Annotated in this window: 21 protein-coding genes; 11 read left to right on the forward strand and 10 right to left on the reverse strand. The window is 63.4% G+C overall.

Annotated elements, in window-relative coordinates; all coding sequences use genetic code 11:
• Positions 1-102: 102 nt before the first annotated feature.
• The 9 genes from PQU96_RS02110 to htpG all read left to right on the forward strand — a co-directional run bounded on the left by PQU96_RS02110 (position 103) and on the right by htpG (position 11,269).
• Positions 103-810: a phosphoadenylyl-sulfate reductase gene (locus tag PQU96_RS02110; protein WP_272770610.1), complete on the forward strand. Its 708-nt coding sequence runs from the start codon at positions 103-105 to the stop codon at positions 808-810.
• Between the two features lie 50 nt (positions 811-860).
• A complete protein-coding gene (locus tag PQU96_RS02115; protein WP_272770611.1) occupies positions 861-2,519 on the forward strand; it encodes a nitrite/sulfite reductase in 1,659 nt (552 codons plus the stop codon).
• On the forward strand, positions 2,503-2,994 hold the full coding sequence (locus PQU96_RS02120; RefSeq protein WP_272770612.1) for a DUF934 domain-containing protein: 492 nt from the start codon (positions 2,503-2,505) through the stop codon (positions 2,992-2,994). Before PQU96_RS02115 ends, PQU96_RS02120 begins: the two co-directional genes overlap by 17 nt.
• A 236-nt stretch (positions 2,995-3,230) precedes the next feature.
• A complete protein-coding gene (locus tag PQU96_RS02125) occupies positions 3,231-3,872 on the forward strand; it encodes an OmpA family protein (protein ID WP_272770613.1) in 642 nt (213 codons plus the stop codon).
• A 122-nt stretch (positions 3,873-3,994) separates the two neighbouring features.
• Positions 3,995-4,930 carry a bifunctional riboflavin kinase/FAD synthetase gene (locus PQU96_RS02130; RefSeq protein WP_272770614.1) on the forward strand — a complete coding sequence of 312 codons (936 nt, stop codon included), beginning with the start codon at positions 3,995-3,997 and terminating at the stop codon, positions 4,928-4,930.
• Complete coding sequence (gene ileS / locus PQU96_RS02135; RefSeq protein ID WP_272770615.1) at positions 4,927-7,707, forward strand: isoleucine--tRNA ligase; 2,781 nt, start codon at positions 4,927-4,929, stop codon at positions 7,705-7,707. The genes PQU96_RS02130 and ileS overlap by 4 nt, the downstream gene beginning before the upstream one ends.
• Positions 7,676-8,215, forward strand: a complete 540-nt coding sequence (gene lspA / locus PQU96_RS02140) for a signal peptidase II (RefSeq protein WP_373316256.1) — start codon at positions 7,676-7,678, stop codon at positions 8,213-8,215. Before ileS ends, lspA begins: the two co-directional genes overlap by 32 nt.
• 56 nt (positions 8,216-8,271) lie before the next feature.
• Positions 8,272-9,222: a 4-hydroxy-3-methylbut-2-enyl diphosphate reductase gene (gene ispH / locus PQU96_RS02145; RefSeq protein ID WP_272770617.1), complete on the forward strand. Its 951-nt coding sequence runs from the start codon at positions 8,272-8,274 to the stop codon at positions 9,220-9,222.
• Between the two features lie 142 nt (positions 9,223-9,364).
• Entirely contained in the window at positions 9,365-11,269 is a 1,905-nt protein-coding gene (gene htpG, locus PQU96_RS02150) for a molecular chaperone HtpG (RefSeq protein ID WP_272770618.1), read from the forward strand.
• A 135-nt stretch (positions 11,270-11,404) separates the two neighbouring features.
• Here htpG and PQU96_RS02155 read toward each other — a convergent pair whose 3' ends face one another.
• The 8 genes from PQU96_RS02155 to PQU96_RS02190 all read right to left on the reverse strand — a co-directional run bounded on the left by PQU96_RS02155 (position 11,405) and on the right by PQU96_RS02190 (position 16,976).
• Positions 11,405-11,587 carry a hypothetical protein gene (locus tag PQU96_RS02155; protein ID WP_047967330.1) on the reverse strand — a complete coding sequence of 61 codons (183 nt, stop codon included), beginning with the start codon at positions 11,585-11,587 and terminating at the stop codon, positions 11,405-11,407.
• 25 nt (positions 11,588-11,612) lie between these two features.
• Positions 11,613-11,870 carry a translation initiation factor IF-1 gene (gene infA, locus PQU96_RS02160; RefSeq protein ID WP_047967331.1) on the reverse strand — a complete coding sequence of 86 codons (258 nt, stop codon included), beginning with the start codon at positions 11,868-11,870 and terminating at the stop codon, positions 11,613-11,615.
• A gap of 320 nt (positions 11,871-12,190) precedes the next feature.
• Positions 12,191-12,382 (reverse strand): helix-turn-helix domain-containing protein, encoded by a 192-nt coding sequence (locus PQU96_RS02165; protein WP_189352924.1) that lies wholly within the window; start codon positions 12,380-12,382, stop codon positions 12,191-12,193.
• A 237-nt stretch (positions 12,383-12,619) separates the two neighbouring features.
• On the reverse strand, positions 12,620-13,228 hold the full coding sequence (locus PQU96_RS02170; RefSeq protein WP_272770619.1) for a glutathione S-transferase: 609 nt from the start codon (positions 13,226-13,228) through the stop codon (positions 12,620-12,622).
• 104 nt (positions 13,229-13,332) lie between these two features.
• Positions 13,333-14,040 carry an SIMPL domain-containing protein gene (locus PQU96_RS02175; RefSeq protein ID WP_272770620.1) on the reverse strand — a complete coding sequence of 236 codons (708 nt, stop codon included), beginning with the start codon at positions 14,038-14,040 and terminating at the stop codon, positions 13,333-13,335.
• A gap of 168 nt (positions 14,041-14,208) precedes the next feature.
• Positions 14,209-15,003 (reverse strand): ABC transporter ATP-binding protein, encoded by a 795-nt coding sequence (locus PQU96_RS02180; RefSeq protein WP_272770621.1) that lies wholly within the window; start codon positions 15,001-15,003, stop codon positions 14,209-14,211.
• Entirely contained in the window at positions 15,000-15,899 is a 900-nt protein-coding gene (locus PQU96_RS02185) for an ABC transporter permease (RefSeq protein WP_272770622.1), read from the reverse strand. Before PQU96_RS02185 ends, PQU96_RS02180 begins: the two co-directional genes overlap by 4 nt.
• 108 nt (positions 15,900-16,007) lie before the next feature.
• Positions 16,008-16,976 (reverse strand): ABC transporter substrate-binding protein, encoded by a 969-nt coding sequence (locus PQU96_RS02190; RefSeq protein WP_272770623.1) that lies wholly within the window; start codon positions 16,974-16,976, stop codon positions 16,008-16,010.
• Here PQU96_RS02190 and PQU96_RS02195 point away from each other — a divergent pair.
• On the forward strand, positions 16,975-17,151 hold the full coding sequence (locus PQU96_RS02195; RefSeq protein WP_272770624.1) for a hypothetical protein: 177 nt from the start codon (positions 16,975-16,977) through the stop codon (positions 17,149-17,151). The two genes, PQU96_RS02190 and PQU96_RS02195, sit on opposite strands and share 2 nt — an antisense overlap.
• 45 nt (positions 17,152-17,196) lie before the next feature.
• Here PQU96_RS02195 and aceB read toward each other — a convergent pair whose 3' ends face one another.
• Entirely contained in the window at positions 17,197-18,792 is a 1,596-nt protein-coding gene (gene aceB, locus PQU96_RS02200) for a malate synthase A (RefSeq protein ID WP_272770625.1), read from the reverse strand.
• A 176-nt stretch (positions 18,793-18,968) separates the two neighbouring features.
• On the opposite strand from aceB, the gene PQU96_RS02205 reads away from it, so the two are divergent.
• Positions 18,969-19,847 (forward strand): LysR family transcriptional regulator, encoded by an 879-nt coding sequence (locus tag PQU96_RS02205; RefSeq protein ID WP_272770686.1) that lies wholly within the window; start codon positions 18,969-18,971, stop codon positions 19,845-19,847.
• Between the two features lie 94 nt (positions 19,848-19,941).
• Here PQU96_RS02205 and PQU96_RS02210 read toward each other — a convergent pair whose 3' ends face one another.
• The gene (locus PQU96_RS02210; RefSeq protein WP_272770626.1) at positions 19,942-21,750 is read right to left on the reverse strand and encodes a GGDEF domain-containing protein; all 1,809 of its coding nucleotides are present in this window, start codon (positions 21,748-21,750) and stop codon (positions 19,942-19,944) included.
• Positions 21,751-21,752: the final 2 nt, after the last annotated feature.

The raw sequence follows: 21,752 nt of genomic DNA on the forward strand, positions 1-21,752 counted from the left end.
AAAACCTAAAGTAATTAAATACTAACACAATATTCTTTTCGGCTTTAAAGGCTTTCGCTACCATGGCAGACTTCACACCGAACGCCCACTGGAGGCCCCACGATGAGCCTTGCCGACAAGCTAGCGCATACCGAAGCCCTGCTCGATACCATCGCCCGCGACCACGCGCCCGTTGCGCTGGCCAACAGCTTTGGCGCCGAAGACATGGTGCTGATGCACCTGATCGCCAGCCGTAACCTGCCGATCGGCATTTTCAGCCTCGATACCGGGCGCCTGCCGGTGGAAACCTACACCCTGATGCAGCAGGTCGGCGAGCGCTACCCCAGCCACCCGATCCGTGTTTACTATCCGGATGCGACGGCGCTGGAAGCCTACGTCAACCAGAACGGCATCAACGCTTTTTATAACAGTGTCGAGCTGCGCAAGTCCTGTTGCCATATCCGCAAGATCGAGCCGCTGAAGCGCGCGCTGAACGGCCTGTCGGCGTGGATCACCGGCCTGCGCCGCGAGCAGTCGCCAACGCGGCAGGATCTTACCGATCGCGAGTTCGACGCCGACAACGGCCTGATGAAGTTCAACCCGCTAATCGAGTGGACCGAAAAAGAGGTGTGGGAATACATCCGCGCCAACGACGTGCCCTACAACAGCCTGCACGACAAGCATGTGCCGTCCATCGGCTGTGCGCCCTGTACCCGGCCGATTTCCGTCGGCGAGGACGTCCGTGCCGGTCGCTGGTGGTGGGAAAACCCGGAATCCAAGGAATGTGGCCTGCACGTGAAGGCCAGTCCGCTGAAACGCCCGAATGCCTGACAAGGTTGGCCGCAAGCACTGCGGCCCATACCGTTTGAGGAAACAGAAGCATGTACAAGTACGATGAAGTGGATCACCGCCTGGTGCGCGAGCGCGTCGAGCAGTTCCGCGACCAGACCCGCCGCTACTTGGCCGGCGAGCTGTCGGAAGACGAATTCCGCCCGCTGCGGCTGATGAATGGCCTCTATGTGCAACGCCACGCGCCGATGCTGCGCGTTGCCATTCCCTATGGCCACCTGTCCAGCACCCAGCTGCGCAAGCTGTCCCACATCGCCCGTACCTATGATCGCGGCTACGCCCACCTGACCACGCGCCAGAACATCCAGTTCAACTGGCCGGCACTGGAGCGGGTGCCCGACATCCTCGCCGAGCTGGCCGAGGTCGAGATGCACGCGATCCAGACTTCCGGCAACTGTGTGCGCAACACCACCACCGACGCGTTTGCCGGTGTCGCCGCCGACGAGCTGATCGACGGCCGCGCCTACTGCGAGATCATCCGCCAGTGGAGCACACTGCACCCGGAGTTCGCCTACCTGCCGCGCAAGTTCAAGATCGCCGTTTCCGGCAGCGCCGACGACCGTGCCGCCACCCAGGTGCACGACATCGGCCTGCACGTGGTGAAGAACGACGCGGGTGAAGTCGGCTTCAAGGTCATCGTCGGTGGCGGCCTCGGCCGCACTCCGCTGGTGGGCAAGACCATCCGCGAGTTCCTGCCGACGCGCCACCTGTTGACCTACCTCGACGCCGTACTGCGCGTGTACAACCGCTTCGGTCGTCGTGACAACAAGTACAAGGCGCGCATCAAGATCCTGGTGCAGGCGCTGACGCCGGAAGCCTTCGCCGCCAAGGTGGAAGACGAGTGGGCGCACCTGAAGGACGGCCCGGCGACGCTGCGCGACGAGGACGTGGCGCACTACGCCAGCTTCTTTACCGACCCGGCCTACGAGCCGCTGGCGGCCAACCCTGATAGCTTCACCGGTCCGCTGGCCAGCGATGCGGCATTCGCCAAGTGGGTGGCGCGCAATACCCGCAGCCACAAGCAGGGCGGTTACCGTTCGGTGGTGCTGTCGCTGAAGAAAACCGGCGTGCCGCCGGGCGACATCACGGCCGAGCAGATGGACGCCGCCGCCGACTGGGCCGACCGTTTCGGCTTCGGCGAGCTGCGCGTGGCACACGAACAGAACCTGATCCTGCCGGACGTAAAGGAAAGCGACCTGTACGAGGTGTGGCAGCTGGCACGCCAGCACGGCTTCGCCACCCCGAACGTCGGCCTGCTCACCGACATCATCTGCTGCCCGGGCGGCGACTTCTGTTCGCTGGCCAACGCCCGCTCCATTCCGGTGGCGGAAGCGATCCAGCAGAAGTTCGACAGCTTGGACTACCTGTTCGACCTCGGCGATATCGACTGCAACTTCTCCGGCTGCATGAACGCCTGTGGCCATCATCACATCGGCAACATCGGTATTCTTGGCGTCGACAAGAACGGCGAAGAGTGGTACCAGATCACCCTCGGCGGCAGCCAGGGTAATCAGACCGCCATCGGCAAGGTGATCGGGCCGTCGTTTGCCCAGGCCGACGTGCCGCTGGCATTCGAGAAGATCATGAACCTGTACGTCGAGCAGCGCCTGGCTGGCGAACGCTTTATCGAGACCGTACGCCGTATCGGGCTGGAGCCATTCAAGGAGCGCGTTTATGCAAAATCTCATTAAGAACGACGCGGTCACAGAAGATGCCTGGCGCCTGATCCGCAGCGACGAGGAAAGCTTTGGCGCGGCGGAGGATGTCATCCTGCCGCTGGCCGCCTGGCTGGCGCTTGATCCTGCCGCCCGCAGCGGGCAGGCTGCACCATGGCTGGCGCCGGATGCCGACCTGGGCCTGCTGCTGCCGGTTCTGGCGCAGCTGCCGCTGATCGCCATCGACTTCCCGGCCTTTACCGATGGTCGCGGCTATAGCCTTGCCCGATTGCTGCGCGAGCGCTACGGTTATCAGGGAGAGCTGCGTGCCATTGGCGACGTGCAGCGTGATCAGCTTGCTTATATGGCACAGGTCGGTTTTACTGCATTCGCGATTCGCGACGACCGCCCGGCCGAGGCAGCGCTGGATGGCCTGCGCGATTTCAGCGACCAGTACCAGGCCACGGTGCTGCAGCCGGAACCGTTGTTTAAAAGACGCACTCAGCGCTAAATTGTTGCTTGTTAGCAACTGAAGCTGTGGCGTTTCGATTGAAACGCTGCGTTAGTGTTGCTTTTTTTGTCGCATTCCATTGAGCTGAAGTTGACATCGGGGTGACCGACTACCTATAGTCACCCCAACTATCTGGCAACGGATGAATTTCGCGTTTGTCTTAAAGCTTGACGTGCTGTGCTTGTCATAAGCAGTTTTGCGAAGCTGGTAGACTTATCCAACAAAGAGGAAATGCTATGAAAAAATCGATCAAACTGAGCGCTCTGGTTGTTGCCATGATGCTGTCCAGCGGTGCATTCGCTGCCAAGTCCGGCTACGCGACTGACGGCGTTCTGGATAACGTGGCTCGCAACGCCTACGGCGAATGCTGGAAAGATGGCTACTTCAACAAGGAAGCCAACGGTCTGGTTGAGTGCGGCGACAAGGAAGCTCCTAAGCCAGTTGCTGTAGCGCCTGCCGCTCCGGCTCCGGCTCCAGTCGTTTCCCAGATCAAGTCCTTCACCCTGTCGGCTGCCGGCCTGTTCGCCTTCGACAAGACCGTGATCACTTCCGGCAATGCAGCGCTGGACGGCGTGGTTGCAGAACTGAAGGGCGACAAGTACCTGAAGTCGGTTGCCATCGTTGGCCACACTGACTCCATGGGCGCCGAAGCCTACAACCAGAAGCTGTCCGAGCGTCGTGCCAACGCCGTGAAGGACTACCTGGTTGCCGGCGGCATCCCTGCCGAGAAGATCACCGCTTCCGGCGCTGGCGAATCGCAAGCCAAGATGACCGAGCAGTGCTCGAAGATCAAGGCTCGCAACCAGCGCATCGCCTGCATGGAGCCGGATCGTCGCTTCGAAGTGACTGTAGAAACCGCCAAAGAAGTGAAGATGTAAGTCTCGTTTCTTCCCAGAAAGCCCCGGCTCTTGCCGGGGCTTTTGTTTTTTGGCTTTGGGCTGGCGCGGCTCAGGGTGGCTGGTTAAAATCACCGTTTGTTTCTTTTCGAGCACGACTGTCCATGCGAGCGTTTCTGGGCGACCCGCGTCGCCATGACTTGTTGCCCTGTGCGCTGACCATCGGTAATTTCGACGGTGTCCACCTCGGCCATCAGAAGATGCTGGCCCGCTTGCGGCACGAGGCCGTCGCCCGTGGCCTGCCCACCGCGCTGCTGACGTTCGAGCCGCATCCGCGCGAATTCTTTGCCCGCAGCCAGCCGCCGGCACGGCTGTCGGTGCTGCGCGACAAGCTGCAATTCCTGGCGGAAGAAGAACGGGTCGACTACGTGTTTGTCTACCGTTTCAACCACGCCTTTTCACGCATGCCGGCCGAGCTGTTCGTGCGCGAGGTGTTGCTGCAGCAATTGCAGACCCGTTACCTGCTGATCGGCGATGATTTCCAGTTCGGCGCCGACCGCAAGGGCAATTTCGAGCTGCTGAGCGCCTGTCCCGATTTCGTCACCGAAGCGATGCCGTCGGTGCTGGTGGCTGGCGAGCGTGCCTCCAGCACCCTGGTGCGCGATACCCTGGCCGCCGGCGACCTGCAACGCGCGGCCGCCTTGCTGGGGCGACCGTACCAGATCAGTGGCAAGGTGATGCACGGCCAGAAACTGGGACGCACCATCGGTTTCCCGACCGCCAACGTGCACCTGCCGCATCTGCGCCCGGCGCTGCAGGGGGTGTTCGTGGTGGAGGTCGATACGCCGCAGGGGCGTCTCGGCGGCGTGGCCAGCCTCGGCAAGAACCCGACGGTCACCGACAGCCAGCACTACAAGCTGGAAGTGCATTTGTTCGATTTTCACGGTGACCTGTACGGTCAGCGTGTTTCGGTGCACTTCCTGAAAAAATTGCGCGATGAAGCGCGTTATGATGATTTGAACGAGCTGGTGGCGCAGATTGAACGCGACGCCGCCAGCGCCAAGACCTATTTGACCAGTTTGCAACGAGACCAGGCATGAGCATCGACTATCGCAAGACCGTAAACCTGCTGGATACCCCGTTCCCGATGCGGGGTGATCTGGCCAAACGTGAACCCGCTTGGCTCAAGCGCTGGACCGAACAGCAGCGTTACCAGAAACTGCGCAAGGTCGCTGCCGGCCGTCCCAAGTTCATCCTGCACGACGGCCCGCCGTACGCCAACGGCGACATCCACATCGGTCACGCCGTCAACAAGGTGCTGAAGGACATCATCGTCCGCTCCAAGACCTTGTCCGGCTTCGACGCGCCTTACGTGCCGGGCTGGGATTGTCACGGCCTGCCGATCGAGCTGATGGTGGAAAAACTGCACGGCAAGGACATCCCGGCCGCCAAGTTCCGCGAGCTGTGCCGCGAATATGCGCACGAGCAGATCGCGCGCCAGAAGAAGGACTTCATCCGTCTGGGCGTGCTGGGCGACTGGGACAACCCCTACCTGACCATGGACTTCAAGACCGAGGCCGACATCGTGCGCACCCTCGGCAAGATCTACGAGAACGGCTACCTGTTCAAGGGCGAGAAGCCGGTGCACTGGTGCATCGAGTGCGGCTCGGCGCTGGCCGAGGCGGAAGTCGAATACGAAGACAAGACTTCGCCGGCGATCGATGTCGGCTTCAAGGTGCTGGAAGGCGACAAGCTGGCCGCAGCGTTTGGGCTTGCGGCCAACGTTGACGATGCCCGTGCCGTGATCTGGACCACCACGCCGTGGACGCTGCCGGCCAACCAGGCGGTATCGGTCAATGCCAAGCTGGTGTACCAGCTGATCGCCACCGCCAAGGGCACGCTGCTGCTGGCGAAAGACCTGGCTGAAGCCACGCTCAAACGCTATGGCGTCGAGGGCGAGGTACTGGGCGAAACCACCGGTGACAAGCTGGAACTGATCCGCCTGCAGCACCCGTTCTACGACCGCCAGGTGCCGATCATCTGCGGCGAGCACGTGACCACCGACGCCGGTACCGGCTTGGTGCACACCGCGCCGGCGCACGGTCTGGAGGACTTCCAGGTCGGCCAGCAGTACGGCATCCCGGTAGATAACCCGGTGGCCGACAACGGCCGCTACAAGTCCACCACCGCGCTGTACGCCGGTCTGTCGGTGTGGGAAGCCAATCCGAAAGTGATCGAGACGCTGGTCGAGCAGGGCGCGCTGATCCACCAGGAAAAGCTGCTGCACAGCTACCCGCACTGCTGGCGCCACAAGACCCCGATCATCTTCCGCGCCACCGCGCAGTGGTTCATCGGCATGGACAAGTCCGGCAAGGACAGCGAGGTGCTGCGCGAGCGCGCCAAGCACGCGGTGGACAGTACCGAGTTCTTCCCGGCCTGGGGCCGTGCCCGCCTGGAAGCGATGATCGGCAACCGTCCGGACTGGTGCGTGTCGCGCCAGCGTAACTGGGGCGTGCCGATGACCTTCTTCGTGCACAAGGAAAGCGGCGAGCTGCATCCGGATTCCGCTGCACTGCTGGAGCAGGTGGCGAAGCGCATCGAGCAGCAGGGCATCGAGGCTTGGTTCAGCCTGGACGCCGCCGAACTGCTGGGCGACGATGCGGCCAACTACCGCAAGCTGAGCGACACCCTGGACGTGTGGTTCGACTCCGGCTCCACCCACTTCGCGGTGCTGAAACAGCGTCCGGAACTGGCGTGGCCGGCCGACCTGTACCTGGAAGGCTCCGACCAGCACCGCGGCTGGTTCCAGTCGTCCCTGCTGACCGGTTGCGCCACCATCGGCCGCGCACCGTACCAGCAGCTGCTGACCCACGGCTTCGTGGTCGACGGCAAGGGCCTGAAGATGTCCAAGTCCAAGGGCAACGTGGTGGCGCCGCAGAAGGTCAACGACAGCCTGGGTGCCGACATCCTGCGCCTGTGGGTGGCCTCCACCGACTACTCCGGCGAACTGGCGATCTCCGACGAGATCCTCAAGCGCGTCACCGAGAGCTACCGCCGCCTGCGCAACACCTTCCGCTTCCTGCTGGCCAACCTGTCGGACTTCGATCCGATGGAGCACGCGGTACCGTTCGGCAACATGCTGGAGATCGACCGCTACGCGTTGCTGATGGCCAAGGAAATGCAGGAGAAGGTGACCGGCGAGCTGTATCCGCGCTACGCCTTCCACCACGCGGTGCAGGAAATCGTCAACTACTGCTCCGAGGATCTGGGCGCCTTCTACCTCGACATCCTGAAGGACCGCCTGTACACCACCAAGGCGGGCAGCCAAGCACGCCGCAGCGCGCAGACCGCGCTGTACCACATCACTCGCAGCCTGCTGCTGCTGGTGTCGCCGATTCTGTGCTTCACCGCTGACGAGGCGTGGGAAGTGCTGGTCGGCAGCGACGAGGAGTCGCCGCTGTTCCACGTGTGGCACGAGTTCCCGCTCACCGGCGAACAGCAGGAAGCGGACTTGGTCGGCAAGTGGCAGGCCATCCGCGCCTTCCGCGCACAGCTGAACAAGGATATCGAGGCGCTGCGCAGTGCCGAGCAGCTCGGCTCCGCGCTGCAGGCCGAGGTCGATGTCGTGGCCGACGAAGTGCTGTTCCCGCTGCTGGCCAGCCTCGGCGACGACCTCAAGTTCGTGCTGATGGTGTCGCGTGTCAGCGTTAGCGAAGGCACCGCGCTGAGCATCACCGTCACGCCGTCGGCGCACGCCAAGTGCGACCGTTGCTGGCACTACCGCAGCGATGTCGGCAGCCATGCCGGCCACGGCAATGTCTGCGGCCGCTGCGTCGACAACATCGATGGTAAAGGTGAGGCCCGTGTCCACGCCTGAGGTCGAACTGCAAGCAACCGCGCCGGCGACGGCGCTGCGTGACAGCCTGAAGTGGTTCGTGCTGGCGCTGCTGATCATCGTGATCGACCAGCTCAGCAAGATCCACTTCAACTCCACCTACCAGTTCGGCGAGTACCGCGCGGTGATCCCGGGTTATTTCGGCTTCACCCTGCTGTACAACCCGGGCGCGGCGTTCAGCTTTCTCGCCGATGCCGGCGGCTGGCAGAGGTTCTTCTTCACCGCGCTGGCCTTCGCCGTCTCCGGCTGGCTGGGCTGGCAGATGGTGAAAGGGCGCTTCAGCACGGTGATGAGCCTGGCGGCCTCGTTCATCATCGGCGGTGCGCTGGGCAATGTGATCGACCGCCTGCTGCACGGCCACGTCATCGATTTCATCCAGGTGCACTACTACGACAGCTGGTACTACCCGGCCTTCAACCTGGCCGACAGCTTCATCTGCGTCGGTGCCGTGCTGATGGTGATCGACAGCTTCCGCCACCCGCAACCATGACGACAACGTTGGCCGCAGCCTTGCGGCCAACCTTTTAGCTACTGAAGGATACCCCGATGACGAAGACCATCATGCTGGCCAACCCGCGCGGTTTCTGCGCCGGCGTCGACCGTGCCATCGCCATCGTCGAGCGCGCGCTGGAAATCTACGGCGCCCCGATCTATGTGCGCCACGAGGTAGTGCACAACCGCTTCGTGGTCGACAACCTGCGCGACAAGGGCGCCATCTTCATCGAGGAGCTGCAGGACGTGCCGCCCGGCGCCACCCTGATCTACTCGGCGCACGGCGTGCCGCAATCGGTGCGCCAGGAAGCGGAAGCCCGCGGCCTGACGGTGTACGACGCCACCTGTCCGCTGGTGACCAAGGTGCACGTCGAGGTCAAGCGCATGCACCAGGCCGGCATGAGCATCATCATGATCGGCCACAAGGGCCACCCCGAGGTGGAGGGCACCATGGGCCAGGTCGAGCACGGCATGTACCTGGTGGAAACGGTCGACGATGTCGCCACGCTGCAGCTGCCGGACGAGTCGCGGCTGTCCTACGTCAGCCAGACCACGCTGTCGGTGGACGAGACCCGCGACATCATCGCCGCGCTGAAGGCCCGCTTCCCGCAGATCACCAGCCCGAAGAAGGACGACATCTGCTACGCCACGCAGAACCGCCAGGACGCGGTGAAGGTGCTGTCCGACGAGTGCGACATCGTGATCGTGGTCGGCTCGCCGAACAGCTCCAACTCCAACCGCCTGCGCGAAGTGGCGGCACTGCGCGGCGTGACCGCCTACATGGTCGACAACGCCACCCTGCTGCAGCAGGAGTGGTTCGACGGCAAGCAGCGCGTCGGCGTTACCGCCGGTGCCAGCGCGCCGGAGGTGCTGGTGCAGGCGGTGATCGCGCGGATCCGCGAGTTTGGCGCCACCAGCGTCAGCGAGCTGAACGGGGTGGAGGAGAGCATCGTGTTCGCACTGCCACCCGGCCTGCGCGAGAAGAAGGACGGCGCCAGCGCCTGACGCGCGTATCCGCCCACAACCCGGCTACCGGCAGGTGCCGGGTTTTTTCATGGCTGCGGCCGGTCGCGCGCGCCGGCTCTTGAAGAATGGGCGCCCGTCGCCATCTTGTCTTCTGTTATCAACTCTTCATTCAGACATAGCCATGAGCGCACAGAAAGAAACCCTGGGTTTTCAGACCGAAGTCAAGCAGCTGCTGAAACTGATGATCCATTCCTTGTACTCCAACAAGGAAATCTTCCTGCGTGAGCTGGTGTCCAACGCCAGCGATGCGGCCGACAAGCTGCGTTTCGAGGGGCTGAACAACGCCGCCCTGTTCGAGAATGATCCCGAGCTGAAAATCCGTATCAGCGTCGACAAGGACGCGAAGACCATCACCATCGCCGACAACGGCATCGGCATGAGCCGCGACGAGGTGATTGCCAACATCGGTACCATCGCCAAGTCCGGCACCAAGGCCTTCTTCGAGCAGCTGTCCGGCGACGCCAAGAAGGACGCCAACCTGATCGGCCAGTTCGGCGTCGGCTTCTACTCCGCCTTCATCGTCGCCGACAAGGTAACGCTGACCACCCGTCGCGCCGGCAGCCCGGCCAGCGAAGGCGTGCGCTGGGAGTCGGCCGGCGAGGGCGACTTCACGCTGGAGCCGGTGGAGAAAGCTGGCCGCGGCACAGAGATCGTGCTGCACCTGAAGGACGGTAACGAGGACTTCCTCAACGACTGGTCGCTGAAGCGTATCGTGCGCACCTACTCCGACCACATCTCCATCCCGATCGAGATGAAGAAGGGCAACAGCTACGGCGAGAACGGCGAAGTGATCGTCAGCGACGAGTTCGAGACCGTCAACGAAGCGTCCGCGCTGTGGACCCGCAGCAAGAACGACATTACCGAAGAGCAGTACCAGGAATTCTACAAGCACGTGGCGCACGATTTCACCGAGCCGCTGGCCTGGAGCCACGCCCGCGTCGAAGGCCGCCAGGAGTACACCGAGCTGCTGTACATCCCGTCGCGCGCGCCGTTCGACATGTGGGACCGCGACCGCAAGCAGGGCGTGAAACTGTACGTGCGTCGCGTGTTCATCATGGAAGACAGCAACAAGCTGATGCCGCAGTACCTGCGCTTCGTGCGCGGCGTGATCGACAGCAACGACCTGCCACTGAACGTATCGCGCGAGATCCTGCAGGAATCCAAGGACATCGACGCCATCCGCGCCGGTTGCGTGAAGAAGGTGCTGGGCCTGCTGGATGATCTCGCTGCCAACGATCAGGACAAGTACGCCGCGTTCTGGAAGGAATTCGGCCAGGTGCTGAAAGAGGGGGTGGGCGAGGACTTTGCCAACAAGGAGCGCATCGCCAAGCTGCTGCGCTTCGTGTCCACAACTTCGGAAGGCGATGTGCCCACCGTGTCGCTGGCCGACTACGTTGGCCGCATGAAGGAAGGTCAGGACAAGATCTACTTCATCACTGCTGACACCCTGTCCGCCGCGCGCAACAGTCCGCATCTGGAAGTGTTCAAGAAGAAGGGCGTGGAAGTGCTGCTGCTCACCGACCGTGTCGACGAGTGGGTGACCGGCTCGCTGACCGAGTTCGATGGCAAGCCGCTGCAGTCGGTCGCCAAGGGCGCGCTGGATCTGGGCGCGCTGGAAGACGATGCCGACAAGGAAGCGCAGAAGCAGGTGGAAGAAGCCGCCAAGCCGGTGGTGGAGCTGGTGCAGAAGGCGCTGGGCGAGCGCGTGAAGGACGTGCGTGCTACCGCGCGCCTGACCGACAGCCCGGCCTGCCTGGTGGTGGGCGAGCACGAGATGAGCGCGCACCTGGAGCGCATGCTGAAGGCCGCCGGCCAGCCGGTACCGGAAGGCAGCAAGCCGACACTGGAGATCAATCCGGAGCACGTGCTGGTCAAGCGTCTGGCCGCGGAAGGCGACGACGGCCGCCGCGAAGACCTCGCGCACGTGCTGTACGATCAGGCATTGCTGGCGGAAGGCGGCAAGCTGGAAGACCCGGCCACCTTCGTGAAGCGGATCAACAAGCTGATGCTGGAGTTGTCGGTCTGATCCGGTGCATTGCGGCCAACGTTGGCCGCAGTGGTTTGCCCCTTAGCAACCGTCCTGCCCAGTGGCAGGGCGGTTTTTTATTGGGGGCTATCCGGTAGTGGGTGCTGCGTTGGTAGCGTGTGGCAGTCGGCGCGCTTAGCGAGCCGCGGCGATGTAGGCATCGCCCTGATAGTGTGCACTGGACAATCCCAGTGCCGAGTTGAAAGTCACCATGAAGCGGCGGCCAACCTGGCGGATGGCGATGACTTCGTAGGCAACAGTGTGGTCAAGACGTTGTTCGGTGATGCGATCACCTGGTTGCAATTCCTGGATTTTCATTAAATTCCTTGTTCAATTCTCAATATCAGCGGCGGTAGTGCTGCGGGGCACCTTCCGGACGCGCTGTAGGGTGGCGGAAGTTGATCCGTCCCTTGCTCAAATCATACGGTGACATTTCTACGGTGACGCGGTCGCCCATCAGCACGCGGATGCGGTGCATGCGCATCTTGCCGGAACCGTAGGCGAGGATTTCCACGCCGTTGTCCAGCAGTACACGAAAGCGCGATTCAGGCAGCATTTCGGTAACGACACCTTGCAGTTCGATCATATCTTCTTTAGACATTGTATTCTTTCGGGTAGCTGGTTCCGTGCCCGGTCATCAGACCATGCACCAAGGCCCGTTCATAAGCGGCATGAACGGGAAAGAAATGTGAAACCGTGTTGGGGAGTGTCGCCTGCAAGGTAGGGCAGGGCAGGCAAAAACAGACGGCAGCAGTACGAAAACAGTGCCAGCAAGACGGAAACAGGCCCTACTATACCGCTAAATCCATGATTTGTCAGTTTTTTCGTGCCACGGGACGACAAGCCCCAGTTAGCGATTACCGGCCGGCTAAAAAGCAGGCGGATGCCGCGCGGGCATCCGCCGCTTTTGATGGACTGGCTTTAGCTGGATAGCTGCTTCATTGCACTGCGAAAGCGCGCATGCGCGCGTGAAACGGTAGAGAGGCTGATATCGAGTTGGCGGGCGGCGGCATAGCCGGTCATGCCGTCTATCTCCATCAGGCAGACTGCTTCACGGGACTTTTTCTTCAGGCCGATCATGTCCGCGATGCGTTTCATTTGTTCCAACCGCATGATGATTCTCCTTGCTGGATAACAGGCGACAGCGCATGCCTGATATAAGCTTAGACCGTATTGCCCGAATTGCCATGCTGCATGGCACAAGCCGCTTAGAGCCTATTCACGATCTGCTGCGCTTCGGCGATACAGCGTTGAAAACGGCTTCGGAATGCTCATTTACCACTTGTAAACTCCGCTTCCTCAGCCGTTTTCGCCTTGTCTCGCTCTAGCTAGCGAGATCGTGAACAGGCTCTACGCCGGTGGCAGCGTGTCGCTGAAGCTGGCGCGCTGCTGCAGCCGTTGCGCCAGACTGGCGAGGTTGGGATGCAGCGTGCGCCAGTCGAAATTGGCAAAGCGGAAGTCGAGGTAGCCGAGGCAGCAACCGACGCTGATGTCGGCAATGCCGTAGCTGTCGGCGCAGCACCAGTGGCGCTCGCCGAGGTCGTGCGCGAGGGCGGACAGGCCGCGGATGATCTTGTCGTGCTGGCGATTGATCCAGTCGGCGCTTTGCAGCGCCGGCGGGCGGCGCTGTTCGATCACGATATTGGCGGCGGCATCGCAGATGCCGTCGGCCAGCGCCTCCCAGCGGCGGGCCTCGATCAGCTGGCGCCGTTCCTGCGGGAACAGCCGTGCCACCGGGGAAATACTGTCCAGGTACTCGACGATGACACGGGAGTCAAACAGCGTGCTGCCGTCGTCCAGCAGCAAGACCGGCACCTTGCCCAGCGGGTTGAATTCGGCGACGCGGCTGCCGGCCTCCCAGGGCATGTCCAGTTCCAGCGGGCAGTCGATCTTTTTCTCGGCCAGCACCACGCGCACCTTGCGGGCAAACGGGCTGGTCAGTGAGGCAATCAGTTTCATGATGGTGTGTGTGCTTGGCGGCTTGTGTCGCGGGAGTGCGATATTGTAAGCGCAGTATCTGCAACGGCGGGATGAGCGTCAATCTCGCCGTTGCTGCAGATGCGTTATTGCAGCTCGATGCGGCCGCTGACATTGAGCTGGATGGTGCTTTTACCCGGCTGCCATTCCGGAATGGCGACCTCGGTGACCGCATCGGCCGTCATCGCCTTGGCTCGCATCATCAGCGGCGGCATGCTTGGCTGGCTTTCGCCTATGGTCAGCTCACGCACCTGCTGTTGCTGCTTGCCCAGCGCCTTGCCGGCGGCGGCGGCCTGATGCTGCAGCTGGGCAATCGCTTCCGGAATCAGTGTCTGTTCGGTGGCCTTGCGGGTGCTGTCGGCAACGCTGAACTGTACCCCTTCCAGCAGCATGTATTTCTGCAGCTGCGCGATCAGCTCGGCGGCGGCGGCAAAATCGCGGCTGTGCAGGCGGATGTCGGCACGACCTTGCCAGCCATTGATCTTGCCGTTCTTGTCGTAGCTGGGCCAGCTGTTGTAGTTGCCGCTGCTGATGGTCACTTTCGGTGAGCTGGCGGCATCAGCCTTGGCGCGGTTGAGGGCGCGGTTCAGCTTGTCTGCCAGCTGCGCTGCCTGTGGTTGCCGCTCCTGGATGTACAGCGTCGCGTTCAGCTGGTCATTGGGCAACTCGCGCTGGGCGCTGGCACTGAGATGAAGGATGGTGGCGGGTTCGGCCGCCTGGGCCGGAGCCAGCTGGCACAACAGCAGGCTGGCACCGAGCAGCCAGGGATGGGGGGAGCGCAGGAGCAGGGACATGATGTAGCCTTTCACGATGGAAACAGCGCTGTGACTGTGGCAATGCGTGATGGTTGCGCCGCCACCGGCTCATTATGGCCGTCGAATGCGGTGTTGTCGCGTGGCGGGCAAGCGGGACGGGCATGAAAAAGCACGGCCCGTGGGCCGTGCTGTCAGGGGGGGGCGGACTCAGCCCAGCAACAGCGCGTCGTCGTCGATCTGTTCGCCGCGTGTTTTCTCGAACATCGCCAACAGGTCGCTGACCTGCATCTGCTTGCGCTCGTCGCCGCTGACATCCAGTACCACCCGGCCCTGGTGCAGCATCACGGTGCGGTGGCCATGATCCAGTGCCTGGCGCATGGAGTGGGTGACCATCATCGCGGTGAGCTTGTTTTCCTGCACGATGCGGTCGGTCAGCTCCAGCACGAAGGCGGCGGTTTTCGGATCCAGCGCCGCGGTGTGCTCGTCCAGCAGCAGGATGCGCGACGGCTGCAGCGAGGCCATCAGCAGGCTGACTGCCTGGCGCTGGCCGCCGGAGAGCAGGTCGATGCGGTCGGCGAGGCGGTTTTCCAGCCCCAGCTTCAGCATCGCCAGCTTGTCGCGGAACAGCTCGCGCTGCTCGGCGCGGATGGCGCGGCCAAAGCCGCGGCTGCGGCCACGGTGCCACGCCAGCGCCATGTTTTCCTCGATGCTGAGGCCTTCGCAGGTACCGGCCATCGGGTCCTGGAACACGCGCGCCACCATGCCGGCGCGTTGCCAGGCCGGCATGCGGGTGACGTCCTGATCGTCGATGTGCAGGCTGCCGCTGTCGACGAACAGGTCGCCGGAGATCGCATTCAGCAAGGTGGACTTGCCGGCGCCGTTACTGCCGATCACGGTCACGAACTGGCCGGATTCGATGGTCAGCGACAGGCCGCGCAGCACCGGATTCTCGATCGGGGTGCCGGGGTTGAAGGTCTTGAACAGCTGTTCGGCGCGCATCATGATGCTTTACCTCCTTTGCGGCGCAGTTTGGCTTTCAGTTGCGGCAGTACCAGCGCGCCGCCCACCAGCAGTGCGGTGATCAGGTTCAGGTCCTGCGCCTGCAAACCGATGAAGTCGGCGTTCAGTGCCACCGCGATCAGCAGGCGATAGAGCAGGGCACCGATGATGGTGGCCAGCGTGATCACCCACAGCTTGCGCGACGGCAGCAGGGTTTCGCCGATGATTACTGCGGCCAAGCCCACCACGATGGTGCCCACGCCCATCGACACGTCGGCGCCGCCCTGGGTCTGTACGTACAGCGCGCCGGCCAGCGCGATCAGCGCATTGGACAGCGCCATGCCGGACAGCACCATGCGCTCGGTGGCCACGCCCTGGGCACGGGCCATGCGCGGGTTGGCGCCGGTGGCGCGCATCGCGAGGCCGGTCTGCGAGGCAAAGAACAGGTCCAGGCCGATCTTGGTGGCGACGATGATCACCGCCAGCACCGCCGGCTGCACCAGCCAGCTGTTTTCCAGCGCCTCGCCGATGAACGGGGCAAACACCGTCGGCGAGCCGATCAGCGGCATATTGGGCGCGCCCATGATGCGCAGGTTGATCGAGTACAGCGCGATCATCACCAGGATACTGGCCAGCAGCTGCAGGATGTTGAGGCGCACGTGCAGCCAGGCGGTGACGAGGCCGGAGGCGGCACCGGCCAACGCGGCGAAGGCGCAGGCCAGCCACGGGTCGTGGCCGCCGGCGATCAGAGTGGCGGCGACGGCGCCGCCCAGCGGGAAGCTGCCGTCGGCGGTGAGGTCGGGGAAATCAAGGGTGCGGAAGGAAATCAGCACGCCCAGCGCCACCAGCGCAAAGATCAGACCGATTTCCAGGGCACCCATCAACGCGATTGGGGTCATGGCTTACCTGTAATAGCAAGCGCTCCTGTGCGCCAATTGGTAATTGGGCATCGCGGAGCGCGGAGTGAACAAGGTTGGCCGCAACGGTGGTTGCGGCCAACGTTGGCATTACTTGATGATTTCCTTGGCTTCCTTCAGCAGGGCCGGCGACAGGGTGACGCCCTGTTTCTGCGCGGCGCCCTGGTTCAGCGTCAGCGACAGCTTCTCGCCGACCTGCGGCGCGATGGTTGCTGGCTTCTCGCCTTTCAGGATGCGTACCACCAGCTTGCCGGTCTGGCGGCCGATGTCGTAGTAGTTCTGGCCCAGCGCCGCGGTGGCGCCACGCTTCACCGAATCGGTATCGGCGGCTACCAGCGGGATCTTGGCCTGCTGTGCCACGCCGACCAGCGACTCGTAGGTCGATACCACGTTGTTGTCGGTGCTGGTGTAGATCACGTCCACTTTGCCGATCAGGCTCTTGGCGGCCGGGGCCACGTCCACGGTGCGTGCCGCCGGGGCTTCCACCAGGGTCATGCCGCGCTTGGCCAGCTCGGCCTTCAGTTCCTTGGCCACGATCACCGAGTTCACTTCACCCGGGCTGTACACCATGCCGACGCGCTTGGCGCCCGGCTTCACCTTGGCGATCAGGTCAACCTGCGACGACAGCTTCAGCATGTCGGACACGCCGGTAACGTTGCCGTTGCCGGCTTTCCAGCTCTTCACCAGCTTGGCGGCGACCGGGTCGGTCACCGCGGTGAACACCACCGGAATGCTGCGGGTGCCGGCGACGGCTGCCTGCGCGCTCGGGGTGGCGATGGCCACGATCACGTCCGGACCGTCACCGATGAACTTGCGGGCGATCTGCGCGGCGGTGGCCGGGTTGCCCTGTGCACTCTGGTACTGGTACTTGATCTGCTTGCCGGCCTCGAAGCCGGCCGCCTTCAGTTCGTCTTCCACGCCCTTGCGCGCGGCATCCAGCGCCGGGTGATCCACAATGGCGGTGACAGCGACGGATTTCATGTCGGCGGCAGTGGCGAACGGGCTGAGGCTGGCGGCCAGCAGCGCGGCCAATACAGTGCGGCGAGGGAAGTTCATCATGGCGATACCTTTGGTTCCGGATGGTATTGTTGACTTGGGAATGCAGCTTTCGCGCAATGATATTGCAAAACACCGCGAATTTCAGTTTGTGCAAAGCAATAATATTTCAAATATTGTATACATGGGGAGCAATCTGCCACCACTTGCGGCATTGCGAAGCGAAAAGGCCCCATAACGGGGCCTGGACGCTCTTTGCTATCAAAATGGGCAGGGCGGCGCCTCAGTCCAGATACTCGTTGCCGGGCAGGGTCAGGAAATCGATGAACTCGTCGCTGCTGACCAGCAGGTCGAACAGCTGCGCCGCGTCCTCGAACTGGCGGCGCCAGCGGCTGCCGTACTCGGCGCGCAGCTTGTTGATCTCGTCGGCGGCCAGGTCGCGGAACAGGCCCAGCGTCACCTTGCGGCCGTCGTCCAGTACCCCTTTCGGGCTGCGTATCCACTGCCAGATCTGCGAGCGGGCGATCTCGGCGGTGGCGGCCTCTTCCAGCAGGTTGTGGATAGGCACGCAGCCGTTGCCGCTGAACCAGGCGCCGAGGTACTGGATGCCGACGTTGATGTTGTTGCGCAGGCCTTGCTCGGAGATCGGTGTTTCCGGCTGGAAGTTGAGCAGGTCGGCGGCGGTGATCAGCACATCGTCGCGCCGGCGTTGCCACTGGTGGACGGCACTACCCAGCACGCTGCGGAAGGCCTCGTGCGCCAGCGGCACCAGTCCGGGGTGGGCGACCCAGCCGCCGTCGTAGCCGTCGCGCGCGTCGCGTTCCTTTTCGGCTCGGATTTCGGCCAGCGCCAGCTCGTTGCGGCTGGGGTCGTGCTTGATCGGGATCAGCGCCGACATGCCGCCGATGGCCGGCGCACCGCGCTGGTGGCAGGTCTTGATCAGCTGCAGCGCGTAGGAGCGCATGAAGGGCACGCGCATGGTGATGCGCTCGCGGTCGGCGAGGCAGAACTCGCGGTTGTGACGGAAGTGCTTGATGCAGCTGAAGATGTAGTCCCAGCGACCGGCGTTCAGCCCGGCACTGTGCTCGCGCAGCTCGTACAGGATTTCGTCCATCTCGAAGGCGGCGAGGATGTTCTCGATCATCACCGTGGCCTTGATGCTGCCGCGCGGCAGCCGCAGCCACTCCTGGGCGCAGATGAAAATATCGTTCCACAGCCGCGCTTCAAGGTGCGACTCCAGCTTGGGCAGGTAGTAGTAGGGCGCGCGGCCAAGTTCGTGCAGGGCGGCGGCATTGTGAAAGTACGACAGCGCAAAATCGAACAGGCCGCCGTTGACCATCTGGCCGTCGACCAGCAGGTGTTTTTCCGGCAGGTGCCAGCCGCGCGGGCGCACCATCAGTGTGGCGATGTTGTCGTTGAGACGGTAGTGGCGGCCGTCTTGGCCGTGGTAGCTCAGCGTCTTGCGCCAGGCGTCGCGCAGGTTGATCTGCCCCTGCAGCTGGTTGTTCCAGCTCGGGCATTGCGCATCCTCGAAATCGACCATGAACACGCCGGCGCCGGAGTTCAGCGCGTTGATCATCACCTTGCGCTCGGCGGGGCCGGTAATCTCGACGCGGCGGTCGTGCAGGTCGGCCGGCAGCGGCGCGATCTGCCAGTCACCCTGGCGGATGGCGGTAGTTTCCGGCAGGAAGTCGGGCAGGGTGCCGGCATCAAGGCTGGCCTGGCGTTGCTGGCGGCGCTGCATCAGTTCGCGGCGCTGCGGCTCGAAGCGGCGGTGCAGCGCGGCGACAAAGGCCAGCGCCTCGGGGGTGAGGATGGCGGCAAACGCGCCGCTGACCGGGGCGTTGATGTCCACGCCTTGCGGCAGAACCTGCGTCATGGGTGTTCTCTCCTGGGCTTGTCGGGTGGTGCGGCAAGTTTCTATTTTTATTTGCGATCTTGCTTAGCAACTGCTTGCTTTGCGATGGCAGTTTAGCATGTGGCAGTGCGGGAAAATCCGGTAAGATCGCTAAACATATTTTACTTTTTGTGAGGTAATGCCCGGTGCTGAAGCAGATGGAAACCTTTGTCGCGGTGGTCAATCTGGGCAGCCTGTCGGCGGCGGCGCGACAAGAGGGGGTGGTGGCGGCGATGATAGGCCGGCGCCTGGATGCGCTGGAGGAGCGGCTGGGGGTCAAGCTGCTGGTGCGCACCACGCGCAGCGTGACCCTGACGCAGGAGGGCAGCGCCTTTTTCGAGGATTGCCAACGCATTCTCGCCGAGCTGGCCGAGGCCGAGGCGGCGGTGGCCTCCGGCAGTGGTCGTGCCCGCGGCCACCTGCGGCTGTCGGCGCCGGCCGGGTTCGGCCGCCGTCATGTCGCGCCGCACATCGCCTCCTTCCAGCAGGCGCATCCTGACCTGCGCGTCACGCTGGACCTGTCCGACCGGCTGGTGGATCTGGCGCGCGACCGCATCGACTGCGCGATCCGCATTTCCGATCTGGCCGATTCCTCGCTGGTGGCGGTGCGGCTGGCGGAGAACCGGCGCGTGGTGGTGGCATCGCCGGCCTATCTGGCGCGGCACGGCATCCCGCGCACGCTGGAAGACCTGGCCGGCCACAACTGCCTGTCGCTGGGCGAGAGCCAGAGCCGCGGCTGGACCTTCAAGGTCGACGGCGAGCTGCTCAACCTGCGCGTGCGCGGCGTGCTGGAGTGCAACGACGGCGCGGTGCTGCACGACTGGGCGCTGGCCGGGCTGGGGCTGGCGTGGCGTTCGCTGTGGGAGGTGAAGGACGATCTGTCGGACGGGCGGCTGGTGACGGTGCTGGAGCGTTTCTCGTCGCCGGATTACCCGGTGTACGCGGTGGTGCCGCAGCGGCGCTTCCTGCCGGGGCGGGTGCGCCTGTTCATCGATCACCTGAAGGCGTGCTACAGCAGCCCGGGCTACTGGGACTAGCGGGACAGGCTTGCGGCCAACCTTGGGATGATTTGTTTACGGCTGGGGGCTGTGGCGGGCGGCACGCATCGGTGCGGCCGCCCGTCGGGAAAGGTCAGGGCATTTCCGCCGACAGGGTACGGTTCTTGCCGGCCAGCTTGGCGCGGTACATGGCGCCGTCGGCACGCTCGATCACGTCGCTATCGCACTCGCCGAGATGCCACTGCGCGACGCCGGCGCTGAAGGTGACTACCAGCCTGTCCTGGTTGGCGAGGAAGAAGTTCTTGGTCAGTTCGCGCTGCAGGCGCTGCACCAGTTCCACCGCTTCGTTGATGCCGGTTTCCGGCAGCAGCACCACGAACTCCTCGCCGCCGAAGCGGGCGACGATGTCGGAGCTGCGCAGCGAGCGGTGCATCAGTTCCACCAGATACTTCAGCACGTCGTCGCCGGTCAGGTGGCCGTAACGGTCGTTCAGCTGCTTGAAGTTGTCGACGTCGATCAGCGCCACCGACAGCGGCTGGCCATTGCGCTTGGCACGGCTGATCTCGCGCTCGAAGTGTTCTTCCAGGCCGCGGCGGTTGTAGGCGCCGGTGAGCTGGTCTTCCTTGATCTTGGCGCTGGCAGCTTCCAGCGCCTGTTCCAGTTCGCTGATGCGCTGCTGTGCGCTGTGCACCTCGTTGCGTGCGGCCAGCAGTTCGCCGTGCGATGTGCTGAGGTTGGTCTGCATGCTGGCGGTGTCGCTCAGCAGCGATTGCAGGATGTCGTTCAGCTGCTTGACGTCCTGGGTGCCGCGGATGCTTTCGCTGTGGCGGTGCAGGCGTTGCTGGAAGTCACCGGTGCTGCTGCTCATCAGCGACAGCTTGTCGAGGAAGGTGTCCAGCAGCGCGCGCAGCGAACTGGTGGCCTCGTCCAGCGAGTGCTTCAGCTTGCCCTGCTTGTGGATCACTTCCTTGAGACTGGCTTCCAGCTGGTAGAGGTGCTGGATCGAGATGTTCGGTTGCGCCAGGATCTGCTGCAGGCCGCTGATCTGGCCGACCAGATAGCTGTCGGACTGGTTCAGCTCGGCGACATTCTGCAGCATCAGCTGCATCAGGTTGGACAGGCCGGTAACCAGCCGTTCGTCATCGTGCGACTGCAGTTCGAGCCGGATCAGGAAGCTGCGCAGCTGCGGGAAGAAGTTGTCGACGTCGCGGCTGCTGTGGATGCTGTCCAGCGCGGTGCGGGTATCGCTGAAGTGCTGGGACAGTTCCGGGTAGTGCACCAGTCGCGGCTCGATGCCGAATTTGAGCGTGTAGTCGAGCACATCCTTCCACGCCTGGCAGCGCTCGGCGTCGTCGGCCTCGCTGGCGGTGGCCGCTACCGGCCCGGCGTTGCCGGCGGCCGGCAGGGTGCCCGCTTCCGGCAGGTTGCCCGCTTCCGGCGTTCCGCCCTGGCTATCGGCCGGCTGCAGCCAGCTTTTCACCAGGTTGTGCAGCTTTTCGTTGAGTTCGTCCGGCGCGTTGCCGAAGGACAGCAGCACCCGTTCCAGCGCCGACTGCTTGTAGTTCTGGCTCAGGGCCGGATTGCGGATTTCCCAGGCCTTCATCAGGTCCTGGATCAGGTTGCCCCAGTTTTGCGCCAGCTGGCGCTTGCGGCCGTTGAGTTCGGCCAGTTCCAGCGTCAGCTGCGGTACCAGCTCCCATTTTTCGTCGTCGATGGCGCGGCGCAGCTTGGCGATGCCGATCTTGCTGGACGGCTCATCCGCCGGCAGGCTCTCGTAGGCGCGCAGCAGCAGGTCGGCCAGCTTGTTGGTGCGGGCATCGGCGGGCACGCCCATGATTTCGCTGTAAACGCGTTCGAAATTGTCGGGAGTCGGGAGGAGTTTGCGTTGTGTTAGCTGTTTCAGCGTTTCGCGTGCGGTGTCGATAGGATTGTGCGTCGTCATGG

The organism is Vogesella margarita (genome assembly GCF_028548475.1).
Classification (GTDB): domain Bacteria; phylum Pseudomonadota; class Gammaproteobacteria; order Burkholderiales; family Chromobacteriaceae; genus Vogesella; species Vogesella margarita.